The organism is Labilithrix sp. (assembly GCA_019637155.1).
Taxonomy (GTDB): Bacteria; Myxococcota_A; Polyangia; order Polyangiales; family Polyangiaceae; genus Labilithrix.
Genome location: JAHBWE010000004.1, coordinates 225,475 through 249,184, shown reverse-complemented (window position 1 = coordinate 249,184; position 23,710 = coordinate 225,475). Strand labels below are relative to the sequence as shown.

The 23,710-nt window shown below is 71.2% G+C and carries 18 protein-coding genes; 15 read left to right on the top strand and 3 right to left on the bottom strand.

What is annotated here, in order from left to right:
• Positions 1-306 (top strand): hypothetical protein, encoded by a 306-nt coding sequence (locus KF837_09650; protein ID MBX3227568.1) that lies wholly within the window; start codon positions 1-3, stop codon positions 304-306.
• A 646-nt stretch (positions 307-952) separates the two neighbouring features.
• On the opposite strand, the gene xdhB is transcribed toward KF837_09650, so the two are convergent.
• The 3 genes from xdhB to KF837_09635 all read right to left on the bottom strand — a co-directional run bounded on the left by xdhB (position 953) and on the right by KF837_09635 (position 7,414).
• Entirely contained in the window at positions 953-4,783 is a 3,831-nt protein-coding gene (gene xdhB, locus KF837_09645) for a xanthine dehydrogenase molybdopterin binding subunit (GenBank protein ID MBX3227567.1), read from the bottom strand.
• An 18-nt stretch (positions 4,784-4,801) separates the two neighbouring features.
• Entirely contained in the window at positions 4,802-6,538 is a 1,737-nt protein-coding gene (locus tag KF837_09640; GenBank protein ID MBX3227566.1) for a hypothetical protein, read from the bottom strand.
• A 108-nt stretch (positions 6,539-6,646) separates the two neighbouring features.
• Positions 6,647-7,414 carry an XdhC family protein gene (locus tag KF837_09635; GenBank protein ID MBX3227565.1) on the bottom strand — a complete coding sequence of 256 codons (768 nt, stop codon included), beginning with the start codon at positions 7,412-7,414 and terminating at the stop codon, positions 6,647-6,649.
• Positions 7,415-7,546: 132 nt separating this feature from the next.
• Here KF837_09635 and glgC point away from each other — a divergent pair, with 132 nt between their 5' ends.
• From glgC to KF837_09565, 14 genes are all read left to right on the top strand, one after another.
• On the top strand, positions 7,547-8,782 hold the full coding sequence (glgC, locus tag KF837_09630; GenBank protein MBX3227564.1) for a glucose-1-phosphate adenylyltransferase: 1,236 nt from the start codon (positions 7,547-7,549) through the stop codon (positions 8,780-8,782).
• Positions 8,770-9,504: a serine/threonine protein phosphatase gene (locus KF837_09625; protein MBX3227563.1), complete on the top strand. Its 735-nt coding sequence runs from the start codon at positions 8,770-8,772 to the stop codon at positions 9,502-9,504. The genes glgC and KF837_09625 overlap by 13 nt, the downstream gene beginning before the upstream one ends.
• A 15-nt stretch (positions 9,505-9,519) precedes the next feature.
• A complete protein-coding gene (locus KF837_09620; protein MBX3227562.1) occupies positions 9,520-10,155 on the top strand; it encodes a hypothetical protein in 636 nt (211 codons plus the stop codon).
• 48 nt (positions 10,156-10,203) lie between these two features.
• Complete coding sequence (locus KF837_09615) at positions 10,204-11,499, top strand: serine/threonine protein kinase (GenBank protein ID MBX3227561.1); 1,296 nt, start codon at positions 10,204-10,206, stop codon at positions 11,497-11,499.
• Between the two features lie 45 nt (positions 11,500-11,544).
• Positions 11,545-12,435 (top strand): hypothetical protein, encoded by an 891-nt coding sequence (locus KF837_09610; GenBank protein ID MBX3227560.1) that lies wholly within the window; start codon positions 11,545-11,547, stop codon positions 12,433-12,435.
• 13 nt (positions 12,436-12,448) lie between these two features.
• Complete coding sequence (locus KF837_09605) at positions 12,449-13,315, top strand: 50S ribosomal protein L11 methyltransferase (protein ID MBX3227559.1); 867 nt, start codon at positions 12,449-12,451, stop codon at positions 13,313-13,315.
• Positions 13,312-14,028, top strand: a complete 717-nt coding sequence (locus tag KF837_09600) for a 16S rRNA (uracil(1498)-N(3))-methyltransferase (protein ID MBX3227558.1) — start codon at positions 13,312-13,314, stop codon at positions 14,026-14,028. Before KF837_09605 ends, KF837_09600 begins: the two co-directional genes overlap by 4 nt.
• Positions 14,029-14,353: 325 nt before the next feature.
• Positions 14,354-15,025, top strand: coding sequence for a hypothetical protein (locus tag KF837_09595; protein ID MBX3227557.1), 672 nt, complete (start codon positions 14,354-14,356; stop codon positions 15,023-15,025).
• 426 nt (positions 15,026-15,451) lie between these two features.
• Entirely contained in the window at positions 15,452-17,548 is a 2,097-nt protein-coding gene (locus KF837_09590; protein ID MBX3227556.1) for a hypothetical protein, read from the top strand.
• On the top strand, positions 17,545-20,070 hold the full coding sequence (locus KF837_09585; protein ID MBX3227555.1) for a hypothetical protein: 2,526 nt from the start codon (positions 17,545-17,547) through the stop codon (positions 20,068-20,070). Before KF837_09590 ends, KF837_09585 begins: the two co-directional genes overlap by 4 nt.
• Before the next feature lie 284 nt (positions 20,071-20,354).
• Positions 20,355-21,053, top strand: coding sequence for a Uma2 family endonuclease (locus KF837_09580; protein ID MBX3227554.1), 699 nt, complete (start codon positions 20,355-20,357; stop codon positions 21,051-21,053).
• Between the two features lie 710 nt (positions 21,054-21,763).
• Positions 21,764-22,051 (top strand): hypothetical protein, encoded by a 288-nt coding sequence (locus tag KF837_09575; protein ID MBX3227553.1) that lies wholly within the window; start codon positions 21,764-21,766, stop codon positions 22,049-22,051.
• Positions 22,052-22,115: 64 nt separating this feature from the next.
• Positions 22,116-22,931, top strand: coding sequence for a DUF692 domain-containing protein (locus KF837_09570; GenBank protein ID MBX3227552.1), 816 nt, complete (start codon positions 22,116-22,118; stop codon positions 22,929-22,931).
• Positions 22,928-23,710 (top strand): putative DNA-binding domain-containing protein, encoded by a 783-nt coding sequence (locus KF837_09565; protein ID MBX3227551.1) that lies wholly within the window; start codon positions 22,928-22,930, stop codon positions 23,708-23,710. Before KF837_09570 ends, KF837_09565 begins: the two co-directional genes overlap by 4 nt.

Here is a 23,710-nt window from a genome sequence, read left to right as displayed (position 1 = left end):
ATGAAGCGCCGCATCTTTCAGTGGTTCACGGCCACGCTCTTCGTGCTCTGTCTCTGCGCGATCTACGCGAACCTGCTCGTCGACGACGCACCCGTCCGCGCGCAAGCGCTGCAGACCGCGAAGACCGCGGCCGGCTGCGGAGACAAGTGCAAGCTCGACAGCTTCCACGGCGAACGCGGAATGCTCCAGATGCGCGGCGAATACGACATCGAGGGCAAAGGTCACTGGACCGTGATCTGCCGCCGCGCCTTCATCGTCGGCGGCGAATACAAATGCACCGCAACCGGCGCCGCCGAGCCGAAGTAACTCAGGCCGCCCAGAAGCGGCCGCCACATCAGTCGCGAAGCATGAGGCGCAGCACCAGCGAGCACGCACTAGCGAGCACGCCGCATGAGCGATCATGGTGAGCTCCCGGTAGGGCATCGATTCCTCCCGACGGCGACCGGCGCCGTCGTCGGGAGCGAATCCGATTCACTCCAGGTCGATCACCCCGGGTGGCCCCATGACCCTGCGAAAAACGGATCAGGGGTGGCCCCATGAGCCTGCGAAAATCCTCTCAAGCCTCCTTCGCCCGGTGGCCCCTTCATGCTGCGAAAGGGGTGGCCCCATGACCCTGCGAAAAACTGCTTCTGCTGGCCCCATGAGTCTGCGAACCGGCACCAGAAGCGGCCACGCAAGCAAGCCCAGCGGCTGGCGAACGGGGCACCAGAAGCGGCCGCAGCGGCCGGCGAGTGGCATGCCCCGCGCGCAAGCAAGCCCCCAGCGGCGAACGGGACACCAGAAGCGGCACAGCGGCCGGCGAGTGGCATGCCCCCGCGCGCAAGCAAGCCCGCAGCAGCGAACGGGGCCCCAGAAGCGGCCGCGCAAGCGGGCGCGAAGCGCCCCGAGCGCAACGCGCGAGGGCCGTGTCTGGGGTAGGGGTGTCGGGGGCGAAGCCCCCGACGTTGAGTGGCTACTCCGCGGCGCGGGAGACCGTTTGTGTGTCGAGGCGGGTCTTGATGGCGGCGCGGATGGCTTCGTGGGTGGCGGGGCAGCGGAGGGGGACCTCGCCGCCGGGGGCGCCGAAAGCCGCGACTGCGTCGCGGATGGCTTCGCGTACGCTGATCGCGAGCATGAGCGGGGGCTCGCCTACCGCCTTGCTCCCGTGGATGACGCCCGGCTGCGCCGCGTGCGCGAGGAGCTCGACGTCGAAGCGCTCCGGCGTGTCGCCGATCGCGGGGATCTGGTACGTGCTCGCCGAGTGGGTGAGGAGCTTGCCGTCCTTGTTCCACTTCAGCTCCTCCCCCGTGAGCCACCCCATTCCCTGGACGAACGCGCCCTCGATCTGGCCGCGGTCGACGCCCGGGTTCAAAGACTCCCCGACGTCGTGGAGGATGTCGACCGCGCGCACGCGCTTCATTCCCGTGTAGCCGTCGACCTCGACTTCGGTCACAGCCGCGCCGTATGCGAAATAGTAAAAGGGCTTTCCGCGGCCCTTCGAGCGGTCGTAGCCGATGCCGGGCGTGCGGTAGAAGCCCGAGGCCGAGAGCTGGATCTGCTTCATGTACGCGCGGTCGACGACGCGCGCCCAATCGACCTCCGCGCCCGGCGCCTGCGGGGCGCGGCACTTGCCGTCTTCGAAGAGCACCGCGCCGGGCGGGACGAGGACGGAGGACTCGCTCGTCAAGAGCTCCGCCGCGACGGCGGAGAGGCGCTCCTTCAGCTGCTCGCACGCGTTCTTCACCGCCTGGCCGTTGAGGTCGGCGCCGCTCGACGCCGCCGTCGCCGACGTGTTCGGCACCTTGTCCGTCTGCGTCTTCATCACGCGGATGAGCGACGCCGGAACGCCGAGCTCGCGCATCGCGACGCCGAGCATCTTCGTATAAAGGCCCTGCCCCATCTCCGTGCCGCCGTGGTTCACCTGCACCGTGCCGTCGCGGTAAATCAGGACGAGCGCGCCGGCCTGGTTCAGCCACGTCGCGGTGAAGGAGATACCGAACTTCACCGGCGTAATGGCCAATCCGCGCTTCGTGCCGGCCGACGCCGCGTTGAACGCCGCGACGGACTTGCGGCGCTCGACGAGCTTCGACGACGCGACGAGGCGCGACCAGATCTCCGGGATGCGCTGGTCGGCGAGCTCTTGCCCGTAGTGGGTAGTGTTGGTCTCGCCCTTGCCGCGATAGAGGTTCCGCTCCCGCACCGTCTCCGGCGAAATGCCCAGTCGGCGCGCGACGCGGTCCATCACCTCCTCGATGACGACCATCCCCTGCGGGCCGCCGAAGCCGCGGAACGCCGTGTGCGAGGTCACGTTCGTCTTCGCGACGCGGCTCTGGAAATCGACGTTCGGGAGATAATAGGCATTGTCGAGGTGGAAGAGGCCGCGGTCCGCGATCGACTCCGAGAGGTCGAGCGCCCAGCCGCCGTCGGCCGTGAGCGCGACGCGCGCGGCCTGGATGCGGCCGTCGTCGTCGAAGCCGATCTCGAACTTCGCGTGGAACGGGTGGCGCTTGCCGGTGAGCGTCATGTCGAGGTCGCGGTCGAGCTGCACGCGCACGGGGCGCTTCGTCTTCACCGACGCGAGGGCGGCGTAGGACGACCAGGTGTTGCCCTGCGTCTCCTTCCCGCCGAACCCGCCGCCCATGCGCGGCGACTGCACCGTCACCTTGTTCCGCGGGACGTCGAGCACGTGCGAGACGACGGCCTGCACCTCGGACGGATGCTGCGTCGACGACGCGACGAACACCTCGCCGTCCTCCCCCGCCTCCGCCCACGCGGCGTGCGACTCGAGGTAGAAGTGCTCCTGCCCGCCGATCTCGATGTCGCCGTCGAGCCGGTGCTTCGCGCGGGTGAGCGCGCCGTCGCAGTCGCCGCGCCGGATGACGTGCGGCTGCGTGTGGTAGCTCTCCTTCGCGATCGCCTCCCGCACGCCGACGACGGCGGGGAGCGGCTCGTACTCGACCTTCACCTTCGCCCCCGCGAGGCGGCAGGCCTCGTACGACGTGCCGACCACGATCGCGACGACGTGCCCGTGGTACGAGGCCTCGCCCCCGACCGCGGCGAAGAGCGGCTCGTCGTGGCGCACCGCCCCGACGTCGTTCATGCCCGGCACGTCCGCGGCGGTGAGGACCGCGACGACGCCCGGCTCCTTCGCCGCCGCCGACGTGTCGAGCGAGACGACGCGCGCGCGCGCGTGCGGCGACGTCACCGGCCAGAGCTCCAGCATCTCGCGCCGGTGCGCGACGTCGTCGACGTAGAGCGCGCCGCCGGTGACGTGACCGACCGCGCTCTCGTGCGCCTGGCCGCGCGAGGCGTCGTCGCAGGCGTGCGCTCCGCCGCCGCGCGGCTCGAAGACGAGCTGCTCGTCGACCGGGTTCGAGGTGTCGCCGCTCCAGAACTTCTCGAAGAGCGAGACGATGAGGTCGCGCCGGTAGGCCGCGCCCGAGCGGTGGTCGTCGAGCGGCGTGAACTCCGTCGCGAGGACCTCGCACGCGCCGGCGAGCGTGGCGGCGTCCCACTTCTTCCCGACGAGGAAGGCCTCCGTCTTCTTCGCGCGCGCGGGCGTCGCCGCGACGCCGCCGAACGCGAGGCGCGCGTGCGTGATCTTCTCCGCCTCGACGTCGACGACGAAGGCCGCCGCGGTGATGCTGATGTCGAGCTCGCGCCGCTTGCTGACCTTGTACGAATCCATCTTTCGCGACGGCGACTTCGCGTTACGCGGGAATACGATCCAGCGCACGACCTCGTCCGGCAGGATCGCCGGCTTTCGATAGCCGAGGAAGAACTCCGCGATCGGCACCGTGCGCGTGGCGCCCTGCTTCTCGAGCACGACGTCGGCGTCGAGCGCGAGGAGGATCGGCGGCATGTCGCCGATCGGCGACGCGGTGACGATGTTGCCGGCGAGCGTGGCGCGATTACGGATTTGCCGCGACGCAAAGGCCCAGAGCATCTTGTCGAGGAAGGGATATTCGCCGGCGAGCGCCTCCTCGATCGACGTGAGGGTGGCGTTCCCGCCGATGCGCCAGACTTTGTCGTTTTTCTCGATCGCGGCGAGCTCCCGCACGCCGTCGGTCGAGACCAGGAGCGGATAGCGGCGGTGCGCTTTGTTGATGTAGACGCCGATCTCGGTCGCGCCCGCGACCAGCTCCGCCCTCGCGCCGTGCTCCGCCTTCAGCGCCAGGAGCGCCGCGAGCGACGTCGGCCGGAGGAACGTCTCGCCGCCGGCCTCGTAGTCGACGGCGCGAGGCGCGACCTCGCTCTTCTTGAGCCGGAGCTGGAAGAGGTCCTCGCGCCCGGCGCGCCCCTTCTTCGCCTCGAGCGCGTCGAGCATCGCGTCGCGGATGGGGCGGTAGCCGGTGCAGCGGCACAGGTTGCCGTTGAGCTGATCGCCGATCTTCGCGCGCGGATCGTCGCCGAGGTCCTTCCGGTAGTACGCCTCGAACATCGAGACGACGAAGCCGGGCGTGCAGTAGCCGCACTGGGATCCGTAGCGCTGCACCATCGCGGTCTGCACCGGGTGCAGTCCCTCCGGCTCGGCGACCCCCTCCACCGTGACGATCTCGCGCCCCGCCACCATCGGCAGGAGCGTGATGCACGCGTTCACGGCGCGGAACGTCCTGTCGCCCTTCGCGTCCTCCTCCACCAGCGCGACCGTGCACGCGCCGCAGTCGCCCTCCGCGCATCCCTCCTTCGTCCCGGTGCGCCCCGTCGCGCGGAGCCATTGCAGGAGCGTCGTGTGCGGGGTGAAGCCCTCGGCCGTGACGGAGAGGCCGTTCACGACGAGCTCGATGGAGGACGAGCGAGACATGCCGCCGATGATACGCCCTCAGCGAGACGGCGCGAGACCAACCGCGACCTTGCTGAAGTCGCGGACGTAGTCGACGTAGCCGTTCCGGAGATCCGCCGGCGTGAGCGCGCGCGGGTAGTCGGGGACGACGCCGTCGTTCTCGATGTTCTCGATGCCGCCCTCGCCGTCGGCGGGGCCGAAGAGGCCGCTCGTCAGCGCGAGGTAGGCGTTCGAGACGGGGAGGGTGTAGTCGCCGCGCGGCCCACCCATGCCCGCCGTCCGCGCGCCGAAGGTCTTCGCGACGCCGCCGTTCTGCATGAGGGCGGGGAAGACGTCGCCGCACGATCCCGCCAGCTCGTCCTGGAGGACGAGGATCGGACCCTTCCACGTGACGAGCGGATGCGGAGAGAGCGTCGGCTCTCCCGTCGCGACCAGGCCGCGGCGCGGGACGGTGGGCCCCATGATCGCGCCCCAACCCGGCGTGAACGGCGCGAGCAGGTCGCCACGATCGTTCGCCGCCTCGATGCCGCTCAGCCGCGCGCGCCAGACGGTGTACGCGTCGAGATCCGACGCCGCGCTGTTCGCGTGCCCCACGTACCTCTGAACGAGGGAGCGGTTGGCGCGCTCGGCGATCAGCTCGTTCGGGATCGGCTTCGTGAGGAACATGCTGATGAGGCCCTCGACGTAGAAGAACTTCCCGCCCGGGTTGTGCGAGGTGTCGATGACGACGACGTCCGTGCTCGCGTCCGCGTTCGTGTCGTCGAGGAGCGCGCTCACCCACGCGACGTGCTCGTCGTACGCCGCCGACCGCAGGTTGAAGGTCGGGATCCGCAGGAGGAGGACGTTCTTGCCCTCGAAGGTGTAGCGGTACGCGCCGAGCTGCAGCGCCTCGCCGAAGTCGGTCGGGGCGCCGTACTTCGCGAGCGTCTCGGGGCGGGGAGTAACCGGCGCGATCCCGAGGTCCTTCGCCGTCGTGGGCGTCAAGAACCAAGGCTCCGCCGCCCCGCTCTGCCACCTCGATCCCTCCGGTCCGGATCCGAGGATGTGCTCGAGGGCGAGCGCGGTCCCGTCCGACGCGCCCGGAACCGGCGGAGTCGAGGCGAGCGGCGGTCGAACGAGCCCCGTCGTTCCGCCGGATTTCCTACCCCACGAAAGCTCGAGCCGCACGTTCACACCGTCGCGCTCGACGACGACGATCGCCGCCGCGCCGTGGGGCTGGAGCTCGGGCCCGGCGTAGAAGGGCCGCGTGCTCATCAGGTTCGCGACGCGGTGACGCGAGCTCTCGAGCGTGCCGATCTCGCAGAGCGGGAGGAGGAGCTGCTCGAGCTCGTGCGCCGTCTTGCCGTCGATCGAGACGAGGCGGTCGCCGACGAGCAGCCCGCTCGCGTCGTACGAGACGTAGTAGTCCTCGCCGATCGGCGTCAGCCACATCGGGATCGAGTGCTCGGTCGTCGAGGTCGCGCGCATCGTGAACGACAGGCTCACGTGGCCGTCCTTCAGCTTCGCGAGGAGCTCGTAGAACGGCCGAAGGCGATCGCCCTCCGTCGTCGCGGCGAGGATCTTCGTCCGCGCGGCCGCGAGCTCCGCGTCGAGGTCGAAGCCGAAGCGGGCCTTCTTGAAATCGAGGAGGCCGTAGCTCGTCCGGATCTGCGTGCCGAGCGCGTCGAGGTCGGCGAGCACCTCCGCTTCGGTGAGCTCTCGGATCTCGCTCGCGTCCGAAGCCGTGACCTCGTGCGCGTCGTCGGCGCAAGCGGCGAGCGGAGCTGCGAAGAGCAACGTAAGACCAAGGATCGTCCGTCCAAGCATTATGTAAGGCGATGTAAGCAACGATGGAGCCAAGCCCTCGCTCCCGCGGCTCTCGCGTAACCCTATGAAATTTGTGGATCATTCTGAGCGGTGCGGGATCACACCCTTGCGCCAGGCGATCATCTCCGCCGCGATCGCGATCGCGATCTCGTCCGGCGTTCGGGCCCCGATCGCGGCGCCGAGGGGCATGCGGACGCGCTCGCGATCGTCCTTCGCGAAGCCCTTCACCTCGAGGCGCTGGCGCGTGCGCTCCGCCTTGGCGCGGCTGCCCACGCCGCCGACGAACGCGAAGCCGCGGCCGAGGGCCCACTCGATGACCCGCTGGTCGAGGGCGTGATCGTGCGTCATGACCAGGCAGGCGCCGCGTGGATCGATCGCCTTCCCGGCGTCGTCGAAGTCCCCCGTCACGCACGTCACCCCCGCGATGCGGCGGTCCTCGCCCCAGGCGTCGCGTTCGTCGACGACGGTGACCGCGAAGCCGACCTTCGCCAGGATCGGCGCGAGCGCGGTCGCGACGTGGCCGCCGCCGGCGATGAGGGTCGGCACGAGGCCCGCGATCGGCTCGAGCAGCACCTCGAGCCGCCCGCCGCAGCACATGCCGAGCTCGGCGCCGAGCTTGAAGGTCCGGACCTCGTGCTTCGCCGCGGGATCTTTCGCCAGCGCGACGAGCGCCTGGAGGACCTCGTGCTCGACCGCGCCCCCGCCCACCGTGCCGATGCAGGTGCCGTCCACCGCGAGGTAGAGCTTCTGCCCCGGCGTTCCCGGCGCCGAGCCGTGGCGCGCGAGCACCGTCGCCATCGCGCCGGAGGCCCCGCGCAGGACGGCCTGCGCTGCGGCAGCGAGCACAGCGGAGGGATCGCCAGCGGCCGGAACCGGGACCACCGCACGATTCTACTCCGGCGCGCACGGATTGCCTTATCTTGGGCTCCTCTCATGCCGACGGCGAGCCCGCACTTCGATCCGAGTCAGGTCCTCGTGATGGTCCTCGCAGGCGGCGAGGGCAAACGCCTCTACCCGCTCACGCTCGATCGCGCGAAACCCGCCGTCCCGTTCGCGGGGCGCTATCGCATCATCGACATCGTCCTCTCGAACTTCGTCAACTCCGGGCTCACGCGCATCAAGGTGCTCACGCAGTACAAGAGCGCGTCGCTCGAAGAGCACATCGCGCGCGTGTGGCGTCTGTCGCCGCTGCTCGATCAGTACATCGAGGCGATCCCCGCCCAGCAGCGCACCGGCCTCTCCTGGTTCAAGGGCTCGGCCGACGCGGTCTACCAGTGCCAGCACGTCATCACCGACGAGAAGCCGGAGATCGTGTGCATCTTCGGCGGCGACCACGTCTACAAGATGGACGTCCGCCAGATGATCTCGGCGCACATCGCGCGGAACGCCGCCGCGACGGTCGCGGCGATCCCGGTCCCGAAGAAAGAGGCGACCGACTTCGGCGTCCTCGAGGTCGACAAGGACGGGCGCATCGTCGCGTTCCACGAGAAGGTGAAGAACCCGCCGACCATGCCGGGCAGCACGGAGATGTGCCTCGCGTCGATGGGCAACTACGTCTTCCGCACCGACGACCTCATCCACGAGCTCAACCGCGACGCCGCGGTCGAGTCGAGCAAACACGACTTCGGGCACGACATCCTCCCGCGCATGGTGTCCGACGGACAGGACATCTACGCCTACGACTTCGCGACGAACCGCGTCCCGGGCGAGGACGACCGCGCGATCGGCTACTGGCGCGACGTCGGGAGCATCGAGGCGTACTGGGAGGCGCAGCTCGACCTCATCGCGATCCACCCGCTCTTCAACCTGTACAACGAGCGCTGGCCGATCCGCACCGGCGTGACGCACCACCCGCCCGCGAAGTTCGTGTTCCGCGACGAGGCGCACGCGCGCGTCGGCATCGCGACCGACTCGATGGTCAGCCACGGCTGCATCATCTCCGGCGGCCGCATCCACCGCAGCGTCCTCAGCGTCGGGTGCCGCGTGAACTCGTTCGCCGAGATCGAGGAGAGCATCCTCTACGAGCGCGTCCGCGTCGGCCGCAACGCGAAGCTGCGGCGCTGCATCATCGACAAGGACGTCGAAGTACCGGCTGGCGTGGAAGTCGGTTTCAACGTGGAAGCCGATAAAAAGCGGTTCTTCGTCTCGGAGGGCGGCATCGTCGTGATCCCGAAGCGCGCCAAGCTCGACGACGAGAAGATGTGGCGGCTCTAGCTCCCCACACCGGCCGCACCATCGTCGTCGGCGACGTCCACGGCTGCGCCGGCGAGCTCCACGACCTGCTCGACCGCGTCGCGTTCGCGAGCGGCGACCGCCTCGTCTTCGTCGGCGACCTCGTCGCCCGCGGCCCCGACTCGCTCGGCGTGCTCGACGTCGTCCGCGCGACCGGCGCGCTGGTCGTGCGCGGCAACCACGAGCAGAAGCTCATCGAGTGGGACGACGCGCGCGCGCAGTGGATCCGCGGCGCGCCCGCCCCGCGGGTCGAGATCGGCAAGCTCCATCGCGAGCTCGCGCGGGCGCTGCGCCCGATCGACTGGTCGGTGCTGCGCGCCACGCCCGTCTCGCTCGACTTCCCGGAGCACGACCTCCGCGTCGTGCACGCGGGGCTCGATCCCGCGCTCCCCTTCGAGCAGCAAAACCCGGCGACGCTCATGCGGATCCGCACGGTCCCGTTAGCGAAGAAGGCGCACGTCCTCTGGGGTACGCGCTACGCCGGGCCGCCGCACGTCGTCTTCGGGCACAACGCCGCGCCGCGCCTCCAGCTCCACGCGTGGGCGACGGGCCTCGACACCGGCTGCGTCTACGGCGGCCAGCTCACCGCGCTCGTCCTCGCCCCCGGCGAGCGCATCCCGCGCGGGCTGGCCAGTCGCCGGACCAGGCTCGTCTCGGTCCCCGCGCGACGCACGTGGTTCGAGCCGACGCGCGCGGCGGGGTGAGCTACGCTCCAGCTCGTGCGGCGCTTCGCGACCACGTCGATCACGATGCTCGCCGGGCTCGTGATCGCCCCTGCGTGCGGCGCGGTCCTCGGCATCGACACCGATCGCCCGGTCGTCGACGACCTCGACGCGGCGTCCCCTTCCCCGAGCTCGACCTCGTCGACGTCGAGCAGCGGCAGCAGCTCGTCGGGAGAGCCGGGCGAGGCGGGCGGGACGCCGGGCGAGTGCGGGACCGGCTGCGGCGACGGCGAGTGCGTGAACGGTGAATGCGTGTTCCGCTGCGGGCCGGCGAAGTGCACGAAGAGCACCGTCTTCGCGTGCCCGGAGGGCGTCGACTGCCGCGTCGAATGCGGGATCGGAGCGCTCTCGTGCAAGGACGTCACGTGCCGCGGAGGCCGCTCCTGCACCTTCGCGTGCCAGAACGGGGACTGCCGAGGCACGACCTGCGAGTCGGCGGCGTGCATCTTCCAGTGCAGCAACAACAGCTGCGGCTCCAACGACAAGGATCTCGCGCGCTGCACCGACAAGGTGACGACCTGCGAGGTCGAGTGCCCGTTCGGCCCGTCCGGTCTCGGCAAGGCTTGCCTCGAAGGTGTCTGCTGCGAAGACCCCACCGAGTGCAAGCCGCGCGAGAACGATTGCGACGGCTGACGCGCGCTCTGGCGTGGAGGGACGACGGCCGATAGACTTCTCCCCGGAGTGTCACCCTCATTCCACCCGCCGCGGATCCCCGTCCCCGAGGGTTCGCTCCCCATTCAGTTCGGGGAGGTGCTCGCGGGGAAATACCGCGTCGATCAGGTCCTCGGGCAGGGCGGGATGGCGGTCGTCCTCGCCGGCACGCACGTCGAGCTCGACGCGCCGATCGCGATCAAGGTGCTGCTCCCCGGTCGGGCGGCCGATCCCGACGCGGTGAAGCGCTTCCTCACCGAGGCGCGCGCCGCGGCGAAGCTCCGCTCCGAAAACGTCGCGCGCATCTCCGACGTCGGCACGACGCAGACGGCGGCGGGGATGGAGCTCCCGTTCATCGTGATGGAGCGGCTCGACGGCGTCGATCTCGCGACGTTGATGGAGGCCAAGAAGCGCCTCCCGGTCGACGAGGCGGTCGACTTCGTGCGCCAGGCCGCGCGCGGCCTCGCCGAGGCCCACGCGCTCAAGATCGTCCATCGTGACATCAAGCCCGCGAACCTGTTCCTCACGCGCTCGCGCGACGGCGCGCCGATCGTGAAGGTGCTCGACTTCGGCATCTCGAAGACGCTCGCGGCGGTGGAGACGAAGGTGGAGCGCGCGATCACGGCCGACAAGGAGGTGATGGGCTCGCCCGGCTTCATGTCGCCGGAGCAGGTGTGCGCCGACAAGACGATCGACGTACGCACCGACATCTGGTCGCTCGGCGTCGTCCTGCACGAGCTCATCAGCGGACGCGACGCGTTCGGGGGAGACGCGCTCCACGAGATCTTCGCGAGCATCCTCCACGCCGAGCCGGCGCCGCTCGACGACGACGTGCCGGCCGAGGTGAAGGCGATCGTCCGGCGCTGCCTGCAGAAGGATCCGAACCAGCGCTACCAGAACGTGGTGCAGCTCATCGACGCGCTCTCGCACGCGGTCGATCGTCCGGCCGGCGTGCCGGCGCGTCCTCCGCTCGCGGGCCGCGGACCGCTCGTCGCGGCCGCCGCGGCGGCGCTCGTCGTCGTCGGCGGCACCTTCGCGATCATCGTCGCGCGCGGGCACGGCGACGCCGACGTCTCGTCGATGCCTCCCGCCGCCGCGCTCTCCCTCGAGAGCGCCCCCGTCCCGGCCGCGGTCGCGCCGGCGGTGACGACAATCGCAACGGTCACGAACGCGGAGGGGGTCACGCCGCCGAGCGCGGAGCCCGAGCCCGAGCCCGAGCCGGCCGCGGTGACACCGCCACCGCGATCGTCGCGTCCTCTCGCACGCCCCTCCACCTCGGCGCCGAGCACGAAGGGCCTGCCTACCCGCAAGCGCACCGACTGGTGATAGCCTCGCGTCCGCGGCATGAGCGGACGATCGACAGCGCGCTCCATGCTGCTCACCGTCGCGCTCCTCGCGGTCGCGGCGTCCGCGCGCGCGGAGGACCCGAACCGCGTCGCCGCCGCGATGCTGCTCTTCGACGAGGGCGTCCGCGCGCTCGACGCGGGGCACCTCGACGAGGCGTGCTCGAAGCTAGCGAAGAGCCAGGAGCTCGCGCCGAGCGGGGGCACGCTCCTCGCGCTCGGCGAATGCCACGAGCGCGCCGGACGCTTCGCGAGCGCGTGGGTGGCGTACCGCAGCGCGGCCTCGCGCGCGGCGGCGGCGGGCAAGAGCGACGCCGAGGCGAGCGCGCTCGAGCACGCCTCGAAGCTGGAGCCGAAGATCGCGCGCCTCACGTTGACGGCGTCCCCCTCCGCGCCGCCGAACCTCGAGCTGTTGCGCGACGGCGCGGTCGTGTCGTCGTCGGAGCTCGGCGTGGGCGTGCCGGTCGATCCGGGCGAGCACGAGATCCACGCGAGCGCGCCGGGCGCGGCGAGCTGGTCGACGAAGGTGACGATCGCGCCGGGGGCAGAGGCCACGGTCGAGGTGCCGCCGCTCGAGCCGACGGGCGCGCTCGCGGTGGAGGACGACACCGGACGCACGCAGCGGCTCGTGGGCGTCGTCGCGGCGGGCGCGGGCGCGGGCGCGCTGATCGGCGGCACCGTGTTCGGGCTCCTCGCGATGAGCTCGAACGACGCCGGCGAAGCGAAGTGCAACGCGGCCGCGTGCACGCCGGCGGGCGACGAGCTGATCCAGGAGGCGAGCAGCCGCGCGACGATCTCGACGCTCTTCTTCGTCGTCGGCGCCGCGCTCCTCGCGGGCGGGACCGTCCTCTACTTCACCGCGCCGAAGCCGCGTCACGGCGCGCACCTCGATTGGTCCACCGCGACGCTGCGCTGGTGAGAGTAGAGAGACGATGAGCGAACCGCGTTACCCCTACGTCCACGTCGACGTCGCGCCCGAGCAAGCCGACGAGATCGGCGGCCTCCTCTTCGAGCTCGGCGCGGCGGGGGTCGAGGAGCGAGACGCCGGCACGCTCGCGAAGTCGGCCGCGAGCGACAAGGTCACGCTCGTCGCTTCGTTCACGTCGCGCGCGGAGGCGGAAGAGGCGATCGCCTCGCTCGCCGAGCACGAGCTCGCGGGGCGCTACGAGGAGATCGTCGGCGACGCGTGGCGCGACGCGTGGAAGGAGCACTACCGGCCGTTCGCGATCGCGCCTGGCGTCGTCGTGCGGCCGCCGTGGGAGAGCTACACGGCGAAGGAGGGCGAGGCGGTCCTCGAGCTCGAGCCCGGCCGCGCCTTCGGGACCGGCCTCCACGAGACCACGCGCCTCGTCGCGCGCGCGCTCGCCGAGCACGCGAAGGAGCTCGCCGGCGTCACCGTGCTCGACGTCGGGTGCGGGAGCGGCGTCCTCGCGCTCGTCGCGCTCGTGCTCGGCGCGAAGGACGCGGTCGCGGTCGACGTCGACCCGGAGTCGATCGAGGTGACGAAGGAGAACGCCGCGCGGAACGGGCTCGCCGATCGCGTCGACGCGAGCACGACCGACATCGCCGACGTGACGCTGATCTCGCCCGTCGTCGTCGCGAACATCGAGGCGAAGGTGCTCGTCCCGCTCGCGGGCGAGATCGCGCGCCACGTCGCGCCGCGCGGGCTCCTCTTCCTGTCCGGCGTCCTCGTCCCGCAGGCGGACGAGGTCCGCGCGGCCTACCCGGGCTTCGAGGTCCTGTCCTCGCCGTCGCTCGGCGAGTGGACGCTCCTCGCGCTGCGCCGGACCGCGCCGTGATCCGCGCGCCGATCGCGGGGCTCGCGAGCGGCGTGACGACGATCGCGCCCGAGACCGCGCGTTACCTCGTGAAGGTGCGGAGGCTCCGCGCGGGCGACGCGTTCGTCGCGTTCGATCCCGTCACGCGGATGGAGGCCGACGCGGTCCTCGCCGACGAGAGGACCGCGCGCATCGCGGAGCTCCGCGCCGCCGCGGTCGTCGCCGAGCGCGACCTCGTCCTCGTCTACGCGCTCGCGAAGGGCGACAAGGTCGACGGCGTCGTGCGCGACGCGACCGAGCTCGGCGCCACGCGCGTGCTCGTGGCGCGCTCGGAGCGCTCGATCGTGAAGGCGGACGCCGAGCGCGCGGAGGCGAAACGTGCGCGCTGGGAGCGCGTCGCGGAGCAGGCGGCGCGCCAGTGCGGCCGCGCCGATCCGCCCGCGATCGAGGGCGTGCTCGACTGGCCCGCCGCCCTCACGCGCGCCGCCACGTGCGACGCGCGCTTCTGCCTCGATCCGCACGCGCCCGACGCGCTCGGCCCGCTCCTCGCGCCGTCGGTCGCGAGCGGCGCGTCGATCGCATTCGCGATCGGCCCCGAGGGCGGCCTCACGCGTGAGGAGATCGACGTTGCGGGGGCGGCGGGCTTCGTCGCGGTCTCGCTCGGACGCTTCGTCCTCCGCACGGAGACGGTCGCCGCCGCGCTCCTCGGCGCGGTTCGCGTGCTCACGCACTGAGCAAGGAATTGCCTATGGTGCCTGGTCGCGGCGGACAGATATGGAAGTCACCGTGAACCTTCTGCGAGCTTCCCAACGAAGTGCCCTGCCCTGAGCGCGGCAGACCTGCCGCTCGGAAAAGCGCACGCCTACGGGTTCCTACGGATGGGCATGACGGCGCGGCTCGATAGGTTGGACCGATGCTGCGCGCTCTTCGAGCTCACGGAGGCCATCGCGATCCTGAAGGGGCGGAAGAATGAAGTTAGTAGCTATAGTGAAAAAGCAACTTCGAGCTCAAGCCAAGCAGCCATCGCGACTGCTTGTGTCGGGTATGCGTGCAAGAAAATTGCTCGAGCGCCGGACTGAACGCGTCTGGACTCTCTTCTTCGCTCGCATCGCCGCCGTCTCCACCTGCGTCGCCATCCTGCTCTGGGCGGGGACGGCCTCCGCCGCCTTCGAGTGCTCATCGACGACCGTCGGCGAGGGCTGCACGGTCGAATACTGCATCGATGCCGGCACATGCGAGGCCTTCTACAGGTCGAGCGCCGGCCGCTTCACGTGCGAGTCCTGCACCGACGTCGGCGGCTGCGCGAGCGCGGCCGCGCGCAGCTGCCGCGGGACCAGCGCCCCTGAAAGTGGCTCGTCCAGCTCCGGTGGATCGTCCAGCGCTGGCGGGAACTGCAAGCCCGTCAACACGATCGGGAGCGACAAGCACTACTGCGAGATCGAGATGTGCACCGTGGCCTACCAGGATCAATGCACCACGTACCTCGTGGTCGACGGCGGCACGGCGCAGATCAAGTGCCCGGGCTGCCTGGAGGCGAGCAACGCCTGCTACGACGAGGCGGCAAGAGCCTGCCTCGACATCCTCGACGAGAAGGACGCCCGTGACGGCTCATCCGCCGAGGATGACTCGTCCGGCTGCTCGGTGTCCGCCACCGCAAGCCCGATCCGGGGAGCCTTCGAGCTCGCGCTGGCGGGCATCCTCGCCATCAGCTGGCGACGGCGGCGGGCCTGACGAAACAACGCCCACTCACAATCCAACGAGATTGGCCAACCCAAGTGCCTCATGCCGTGAGGCACCGTCCGCATCATGGGCCACGCCGCGACGGCCTCCTCGATCGGCTCTACACCGGCGCGCTCGCGTGGCTCCTCCGCCGCCGTTGCGTCGACGGCGTCCGCCGCCGAGAACGCGGCTCCGGAGCTGCACCAACTCTTCGGCGTGCAAGAAATTGCCTATGGTGCCTAATCGCGGCGGACGGATATCAAAGTCCTTGAATCGGTTCGGCCAGCTCGGGCGAAGGGACCCGACCCTTCGTCGTCTGGTAGCACCGCCTCCCTACGAGTTTTCCCGTATTGAGCTCGCCCCGAATCGCTGCCTAATTATCTAACTAAAGTCGATCAGTCGATCGCGCGCGCGTGATCGATCCGGAGGGCGTGGGACATGAACGAGCGAGCGCGCGTGTGGTTGTCGGCGGTCTGGTCGGTCCTTGCCGTCACGTTGATGCTCCTGGTGAGCGGGTGTGACGTCGACCACGCGAGCGACGCGGCGACTCCGGGCGCGGACGCCGGCGACGCGGCGGTCGCGCCCGGGAGGGGCGAGGCGGGCGCCGGCAACGGCGGCGCCTCGGAGGCGGGGACCGGAGACGACGGCTGCCCCGACGGGACGTGGGATCACGACGGCGACGCGGCGACGGCGTGCGTCGCGTGGACGGTGTGTCCTCCGGGCGCGTACGTCACGACGGCGCCGTCGGGCAGGACGGACCGGACGTGCGCTGCGTGCGCGACCGGCAGCTTCAGCGAGGTCGACAACGCCGCGAGCTGCGCGCCGTGGAGGACGTGCGCGCCGGGCAGCCACGTGAGCACGCCCGGGAGCTCGACCTCGGAGCGCGCGTGCGCGGCGTGCGCGGCGGGGACGTACTCGTCGTCCGCGAACCAGGCGACGTGCGTGCCGCTCGGTGCGTGCGCCGCGGGCACAGTGCAGACGTCGCCTGCCACGGCGACGACGCCCGCCGTGTGCGCGCCGTGCGAGCTCGGCACGTACTGCGCCGGAGCGACGGCGCCGAAGGCCACCTGCGCCGAAGGAACGTGGGACCACGACAACGATCCGGCGACGCAGTGCGAGGCGTGGACGAGCTGCATGCAGGGACAGTCCGTCGGCGCGGACGGGAGCGCGACGACCGACCGGACATGCATCGCATGCGCGAGCGGCAGCTTCAGCACGGCGTCGAACGCCGCGAGCTGCCAGGCGTGGAGCGCGTGCGCGCCGGGCACGTACGTGCACGTGCCCGGCACCGCGACGGCGGATCGGACATGCCTCCCGTGCACGACGGGGACCTTCTCGCCCGGGATCAACCAGAGCACTTGCCAGCCGCAGGGCGCGTGCGTCGCGGGGACGGAGCAGACGTCGCCCGCGACGCCGACGACGCCGGCGGTGTGCGCGCCGTGCGCGGCGGGGACGTACTGCGCGGGCGGCGAGGCGCCGAGGGTGGCGTGTCCGGGCGGGACGTGGGATCACGACGGCAACGCGGCGACGGCGTGCGTCCCCTGGACGAGCTGCGCGCCGGGGCAGTCCGTAGGTGCGACCGGAAGCACGACGGCGGACCGGACGTGCACCGCGTGCGCGAGCGGCGCCTTCAGCCAGACCAACGACGCACCGAGCTGCACCTCGTGGACGAGCTGCGCGCCGGGGACGTACGTGAGCGCGCCCGGCAGCACGGTAGCGGATCGGCAGTGCGCGACGTGCGCGGCGGACACGTACACGTCCGCCGCGAACCAGACCGTGTGCCTGCCGCAAGGCGCCTGCGCCGCGGGCACGGAGCAGACGTCGCCCGCGACCGCCACGTCGCCGGCGGTCTGCGCGGTCTGCCCGGCCGGCACGTACTGTCCGGGCGGCGCGACGCCTCGCGCCGCGTGCGGCGCGGGCACGTGGGATCACGACGGCGACGCGGCGACGGCGTGCACGCCGTGGACGAGCTGCGCGGCGGGGCAGTCCGTCGCGACGGCGGGCAGCGTGACGACGGACCGGACGTGCACCGCGTGCGCGAGCGGGAGCTTCAGCGCCACATCGAACGCGCCGAGCTGCGCGGCGTGGAGCACGTGCACGGCGGGGACGCACGTGAGCCAGGTCGGCACGGCGAGCGCGGATCGGCAATGCGCGACGTGCGCGGAGGGAACGTTCACGTCGAGCCCGAACCAGGCGGCGTGCCTGCCTCAAGGCGCGTGCGCGGCCGGCACGGAGCAGACGTCGCCCGCGACGCCGACGTCGCCTCCCGTGTGCGCGGCGTGCGCGGCGGGCACGTACTGCGCGGGCGGCGCGGCGCCGAAGGTGGCGTGCGCGGCCGGGACGTGGGATCACGACGGCGACGCGGCGACGGCGTGCGCGCCGCGGACGGACTGCGTGGCAGGGCAGCGCGTCGCGACCGACGGCGACGCGACGACGGACCGACGTGCGCGGCGTGCTCGAGCGGGAGCTTCAGCACGACGTCGAACGCGCCGAGCTGCGCGGCGTGGACGAGCTGCGCGCCGGGGAGCCACGTGAGCGCCTCGGGCACGGCGACCGCGGATCGGCAGTGCACGGCGTGCGCGGCCGGGACGTTCACGTCGAGCCCGAACCAGGCGACGTGCCTGCCGCAGGGCGCGTGCGCGGCGGGCACGGAGCAGACGTCGCCCGCGACGCCGACGTCTCCGCCGGTATGCGCGGCGTGCGCGGCGGGCACGTACTGCGCGGGTGGCGCGACGCCGAAGGTGGCGTGCGCGGCCGGCACGTGGGACCACGACGGCGACGCGGCGACGGCGTGCACGCCGTGGACGAGCTGCGCGGCGGGGCAGCACGTCGTGTCGAGCGGCAACGCGACGGCGGACCGGACGTGCGCGGCGTGCGCGAGCGGGACGTTCAGCACGACGTCGAACGCGCCGAGCTGCGCGGCGTGGAGCACGTGCGCGGCGGGGACGCACGTGAGCCAGGTCGGCACGTCGAGCGCGGACCGGCAGTGCACGGCGTGCGCGGAGGGGACGTACACGTCGAGCCCGAACCAGGCGGCGTGCCTGCCTCAAGGCGCGTGCGCGGCGGGCACGGAGCAGACGTCGCCCGCGACGCCGACGTCGCCTCCCGTGTGCGCGGCGTGCGCAGCGGGCACGTACTGCGCCGGAGGGACGGCGCCGAAGCTGGCGTGCGCGGCCGGCAAGTGGGACCACGACGCGAGCTCCGCGACGCCGTGCGTGGACTGGTCGAACTGCGCGGCAGGGCAGCACGTCGCGGCGGCGGGCAGCGCGACGACCGACCGGACGTGCGCCACATGCGCGGGCGGGACGTTCAGCGCGACGTCGAACCAGCCGAGCTGCACGGCATGGACGAACTGCGCGGCGGGGACGTACGCGACCGCGAGCGGCTCGGCCACCGCGGATCGGCAGTGCTCGGCGTGCGACGCGGGGACGTACACGTCGAGCCCGAACCAGACCACGTGCACGGCGCACGGAGCGTGCGCGGCCGGGAGCGAGCAGACGGCCGCCGGCACGCCGACGTCGCCGCCCGCGTGCGCGACGTGCGCGGCGGGGACGTACTGCGCGGGCGGCGCGACGCCGAAGGTGGCGTGCGGCGGCGGCACCTGGGACCACGACGGCGATCCCGCGACGGCGTGCGCGCCATGGACCGACTGCGCGGCCGGGACGCACGTCTCGGGGGCGGGTACGGCGACGACGAACCGGACGTGCGCTGCGTGCGCGGGCGGGAGCTACAGCACGACGACGAACGCGCCGAGCTGTACGGCGTGGACGAGCTGCGTCGCGGGGCAGTACGTCTCGACGGCCGGCACGGCGACGGTGAACCAGGCATGCACGCCGTGCGCGCTCGGGAGCTACAGCGCCGCGGCGAACGCGCCGAGCTGCGCCGCGTGGACGACCTGCCAGCCCGGCACCTACGTCGGCGCGGACGGCTCCGACACCGCCGACCGCGTGTGCACGCCGTGCCCGGCGGGACAGACGAGCACGACGACCAACGCGCCAGCGTGCGTGGCGATAGACGTTGAGGGTGTCGCCGCGGGCGGGAATCACACATGCGCGCGGCACGCCGACGGCACCGTGAGCTGCTGGGGACGCAATGGGTTCGGCCAGCTCGGCGACGGAACGTTCGTCAGCAAGTCGTCTCCCACCGTCGTGCCCGGTCTCGTCGGCGTTACCGACCTCGCCGCGGGCGAGGAGCACACGTGCGCGCGGCATAGCGACGGCACCGTGAGCTGCTGGGGAAGCAATCTGTTCGGCCAGCTCGGCGACGGAACGAGCAACAGCAAGCCGTCGCCCACCGCCGTGCTCGGCCTCACCGATGCTACCAACCTCGCCGCAGGCGGGAACCGCACGTGCGCGCGACATACCGACGGCACGGTGAGTTGCTGGGGATTCGCTCAGGTCCTCGAGGGAACGGTCCTCCACAACAAGTCGTCGCCCACCCTCGTGCCCGGTCTCTCTGGCGTCACCCACCTCGCCATGGGCTCGTTCCACGCGTGCGCGCGACATGGCGACGGTACGGTGAGCTGCTGGGGGCTCAACGCGACCGGCCAGCTCGGCGACGGAACGTTCGTCGACAAGTGGTCGCCCACCGTCGTCGTGCCCGGTCTCTCCGGAGTCACCGGCCTCGCCGCGGGCAATGGGCACACGTGCGCGCGGCACAGCGACAGCACCGTGAGCTGCTGGGGACGCAACGGGTCCGGCCAGCTCGGCGACGGAACGGTCGTCAACAAGTCGTCGCCCACCGTCGTGCCCAGTCTCACCCATGTCACCGACCTCGCCGCGGGCAATGAGCACACGTGCGCGCGGCACAACGACGGCACCGTGAGCTGCTGGGGACACAACGGGTTCGGCCAGCTCGGCGACGGAACGCTCGTCGCCAAGTCGTCGCCGACCGTCGTGCCCAGTCTCACCGATGTCACCGATCTCGCTGCGGGCTTCGGGCACACGTGCGCGCGGCACAACGACAGCACCGTGAGCTGCTGGGGACTCAACGGGGCCGGCCAGCTCGGCGACGGGACCACCACGAACCGCCCAATTCCCACGCTCGTCGTCTGGTAGTCAAACGGAGCTCGCAGGCGCTTCGGGTTTGGGTTGGCATCTGGCCTGGCCCAAATGGCCCGTGCCAGGCGCGAGCAGCCGGAAAGCATCGAGATCATAGAGCGCGGCTCCAGGTACGCGGGATGCACCGACCCTCCGAGTGACGACCGTAACGACGCGAGGTAGGTTTCATGTCGATGTCGCAACGCTCTCCGCAACCGCAAACGGAGTCTCGACCGGCGGCGACGACGGAGGACCCGCCGCGTCCGCGGGTCAGTCATCTCATCACGGAGGACGGTGAGCCCGTGGACAGCTTCCTCTCCGAGAAGCAGATGCGGCTCTTGACGACGCCGCTCTACGCTGGCTGGAGACCGGGCACCCCGTTCGTCGTCGCGGCCAACGTCGGTGTGTTCGTCGCGGCGAAGAACCCTGCCATCGTGCCGGACGTGCTCGTGAGCCTCGACGTCGAGATGCCAGCGCTGACAGGCCCCGAGCGCGTTCGTTCCTACTTCGTCTGGGAGCTCGGCAAGGTCCCGGACATCGTCATCGAGATCGTCTCGGACGCAGAGGGAGGCGAGCTGAGCTCCAAGTTGCGCGCCTACGAACGCATGCGCGTTCCGCACTACGTCGTCTTCGATCCGCTGCGGAAGCTCGAGTCGCAGGAGCTGATGACCTTCTCGCTCGACGGCGCGCTCTACACCGAGCGCGACGACGCGCGCTTTGTCTCCCAAGGGCTCGCCCTGACACGCTGGATGGGCTCCTTCGAGGGACGCCGCGAGAACTGGCTCCGCTGGACCGACCTCGACGGCCGCCTCTTCCCGACCCCCGAAGAGAGCGAAGCTCGCGCCGACGACGAAAAGGCGCGCGCCGACGACGAGAAGGCGCGCGCCGACGACGAGAAGGCGCGCGCCGACGACGCGACAGCAGAAGCGGCGCGCGCGAAGCAACGAGCGGAGGAGCTCGCTGCCCGCCTGCGTGCCCTTGGTATCGAGCCCGATGGCTGAGAGCTGTCCCCCGGACATCGCGGGATGCGAAGTGGAGGCACCCGGTCAGCGCAGCCGACCCCCTCCACTTCGCTTCCCGAGCGCACTACGCGAACTGGAGGCACCCGGTGAGCGCAGCCGACCCCCTCCACTTCGCTTCCCGAGCGCACTACGCGAACTGGAGGCACCCGGTGAGCGCAGCCGACCCTCTCCACTTCGCTTCCGGAGTGCCCCACGCGAACTGCAGGGGCCCGGTCAGCGCAGCCCACTTCGCTTCCGGAGTGCCCCACGCGAACTGCAGGGGCCCGGTCAGCGCAGCCGACCCTCTCCACTTCGCTTCCGGAGTGCCCACGCGAACTGCAGGGGCCCGGTCAGCGCAGCCGACCCACGCGAACTGCAGGGGCCCGGTCAGCGCAGCCGACCCACGCGCGAACTGCAGGGGCCCGGTCAGCGCAGCCGACCCTCTCCACTTCGCTTCCGAAGTGCCCCACGCGAACTGCAGGGGCCCGGTCAGCGTAGCCGACCTCCTCCACTTCGCTTTCCGGAGCGCAACGATCCGATCAAGACGCGACTCCCGATCGCGCTCTACGGCGGCGTGGCGGCGAGACGTCCGTCATGACGGAGGAGCACGGCCCCCGTTCGTCTGAAATGCAACCAAGCCCCTCGACCTGGCGTACGTTCGGCGCCGCGGCGCTCCAGCGTCGCTCGGACGCTATTAAGGAGAGACATTCATGAACGCCAAGAAGAACGCCCTCATCGCTGCTGCTGCCGCCGGTATCCTCGGAGGCCTCGTGGCGTGTGGTGGCGGCGACAAGCCGGCCAACGCGCCGGAAGGCACCGGCGACGGCGCTGGCGCGACGACGACGCCGAGCACGACGGAAGGCGCGCCGGCCGACGCCGCGAAGCACGCGTGCAAGGGCCAGAACGAGTGCAAGGGCCAGGGCGGCTGCAAGACCGACACGAACGCCTGCAAGGGCCAGAACGAGTGCAAGGGTAAGGGCGGCTGCAAGACGGCCTGAGCTCGTGCCGGGGAGCGCGAGGCCCGGCGGGTCTCGCGCTCTTCGTTGTTTTCGCAGTACCTCGATGAAAAACCGCTTCGGCTTGCCGGCGCTGGGGACCGGGATCGGTCTCAGGACCGTGCATTATGCACATATCCTCGAGCACGCGCCGCCGGTCGACTGGTTCGAGATCCTGAGTGAGAACTACATGCTCACGGCGGGGCGGCCGCTCGCGATCCTCGACCAGATCGCGGAGCGTTACCCGATCGCGATGCACGGCGTGTCGCTCTCGATCGGCTCGGCCGATCCGCTCGACCGCGCGTACCTCACCGAGCTCCGCGCGCTGAAGCAGCGGACGCGGGCGCGGTGGGTCTCCGATCACCTCTGCTTCACGGGCGTGAGCGGGAAGAACACGCACGACCTCTTGCCGATCCCCTTCACCGAGGAGGCGCTCCGCCACGTCGTCGCGCGCGTGCGGGAGGTGCAGGACTTCCTCGACGCGCCGCTCGCGCTCGAGAACCCGTCGAGCTACCTCGAGCTCGCGGGGGCGGAGCTGACCGAGTGGGAGTTCCTCACCGCGGTGGCGAAGGAGGCAGATTGCGCGCTCCTCCTCGACGTGAACAACGTCTACGTGAGCTCGCAAAACCACGGCTACGACGCGGACGTGTACCTCGACGCGATCCCGTGGGACCGCGTCGTGCAGCTCCACCTCGCGGGGCACACCGATCACGGCACGCACATCGTCGACTCGCACATCGGGCCGGTGCCCGATCCGGTCTGGGACCTCTTCAAGAAGGTGCGCCCGCGCACGGACGCGTCGGTGCTGCTCGAGTGGGACGCGGAGATCCCCGCCTTCGAGGTCGTCTTCGCCGACGCGAAGCGCGCGGAGACGATGACGTGAGCGACCGGCCTAAGACGCGATCGGAAGACCGATCGCTCCGCGAGACGGAGGAGTGGCTCGTCCGCGCGATCGTCGCGCGGGAGGAGGCGCCCGACGTCGAGGCCCGCGTCACCGCGAGCGCGAAGCAGTCGCCACGCGATCGGCTCCACGTCTACCGGTATGCCTACGTCGCGCGGCTGCTCGAGTGCCTCGAGGACGACTACCCCGCGGTGTTCTTCGCCCTCGGCCAGGAGCGCGCGGAGGAGACGTGCCGCGCGTACGTCGAGGCGCATCCGTCGACCGCGTTCAGCCTCAACGTGTTCGGGCGCCACATGAGCGCGTTCCTGAAGACGCGGGGCGAGGCGTTCGCGGCGGACCTCGCCGCGCTGGAGTGGTCGATCGTCGAGGCGATCCACTCCGCCGAGGCGCCGAAGATGGCGCCGGACGCGCTCGCGGCGCTCGATCCCGCGGAGTGGGGGAGCGTCACGCTCGTCGCCGCGCCGAGCCTGCGGCTCCACGCCTTCGACTACCCCGCCGACGCCTACTACAAGGCGTTCCACGCCGACGCGGCGCCCGCGCCGCCGGCGCCCGAGCCCTCGTGGCTCGCGGTCTATCGCGCCGGCATGAAGATCTGGCGGATGCCGCTCTCGCGCGGTCAGTACGCGCTCCTCGCCCCCCTCGCCCGCGGCGCCTCGCTCGAAGAGGCGTTCGAGGTGGACGCCGGCGAGGCGGCCGACGTCGGCGCGTGGTTCCGGCAGTGGACGGCGGAGGGGTTCTTCTCCGCCGTCGCGCGACGCTGA

What these genes read in the sequence shown, in the direction of transcription:
- KF837_09650 (MBX3227568.1), top strand. Translation starts at nt 1, where the DNA reads ATGAAGCGCCGCATCTTTCAGTGGTTCACGGCCACGCTCTTCGTGCTC.
- xdhB (MBX3227567.1), bottom strand. Translation starts at nt 4,783, where the DNA reads ATGTCTCGCTCGTCCTCCATCGAGCTCGTCGTGAACGGCCTCTCCGTC.
- glgC (MBX3227564.1), top strand. Translation starts at nt 7,547, where the DNA reads ATGGTCCTCGCAGGCGGCGAGGGCAAACGCCTCTACCCGCTCACGCTC.
- KF837_09610 (MBX3227560.1), top strand. Translation starts at nt 11,545, where the DNA reads ATGCTGCTCACCGTCGCGCTCCTCGCGGTCGCGGCGTCCGCGCGCGCG.
- KF837_09605 (MBX3227559.1), top strand. Translation starts at nt 12,449, where the DNA reads ATGAGCGAACCGCGTTACCCCTACGTCCACGTCGACGTCGCGCCCGAG.
- KF837_09590 (MBX3227556.1), top strand. Translation starts at nt 15,452, where the DNA reads ATGAACGAGCGAGCGCGCGTGTGGTTGTCGGCGGTCTGGTCGGTCCTT.
- KF837_09575 (MBX3227553.1), top strand. Translation starts at nt 21,764, where the DNA reads ATGAACGCCAAGAAGAACGCCCTCATCGCTGCTGCTGCCGCCGGTATC.
- KF837_09570 (MBX3227552.1), top strand. Translation starts at nt 22,116, where the DNA reads ATGAAAAACCGCTTCGGCTTGCCGGCGCTGGGGACCGGGATCGGTCTC.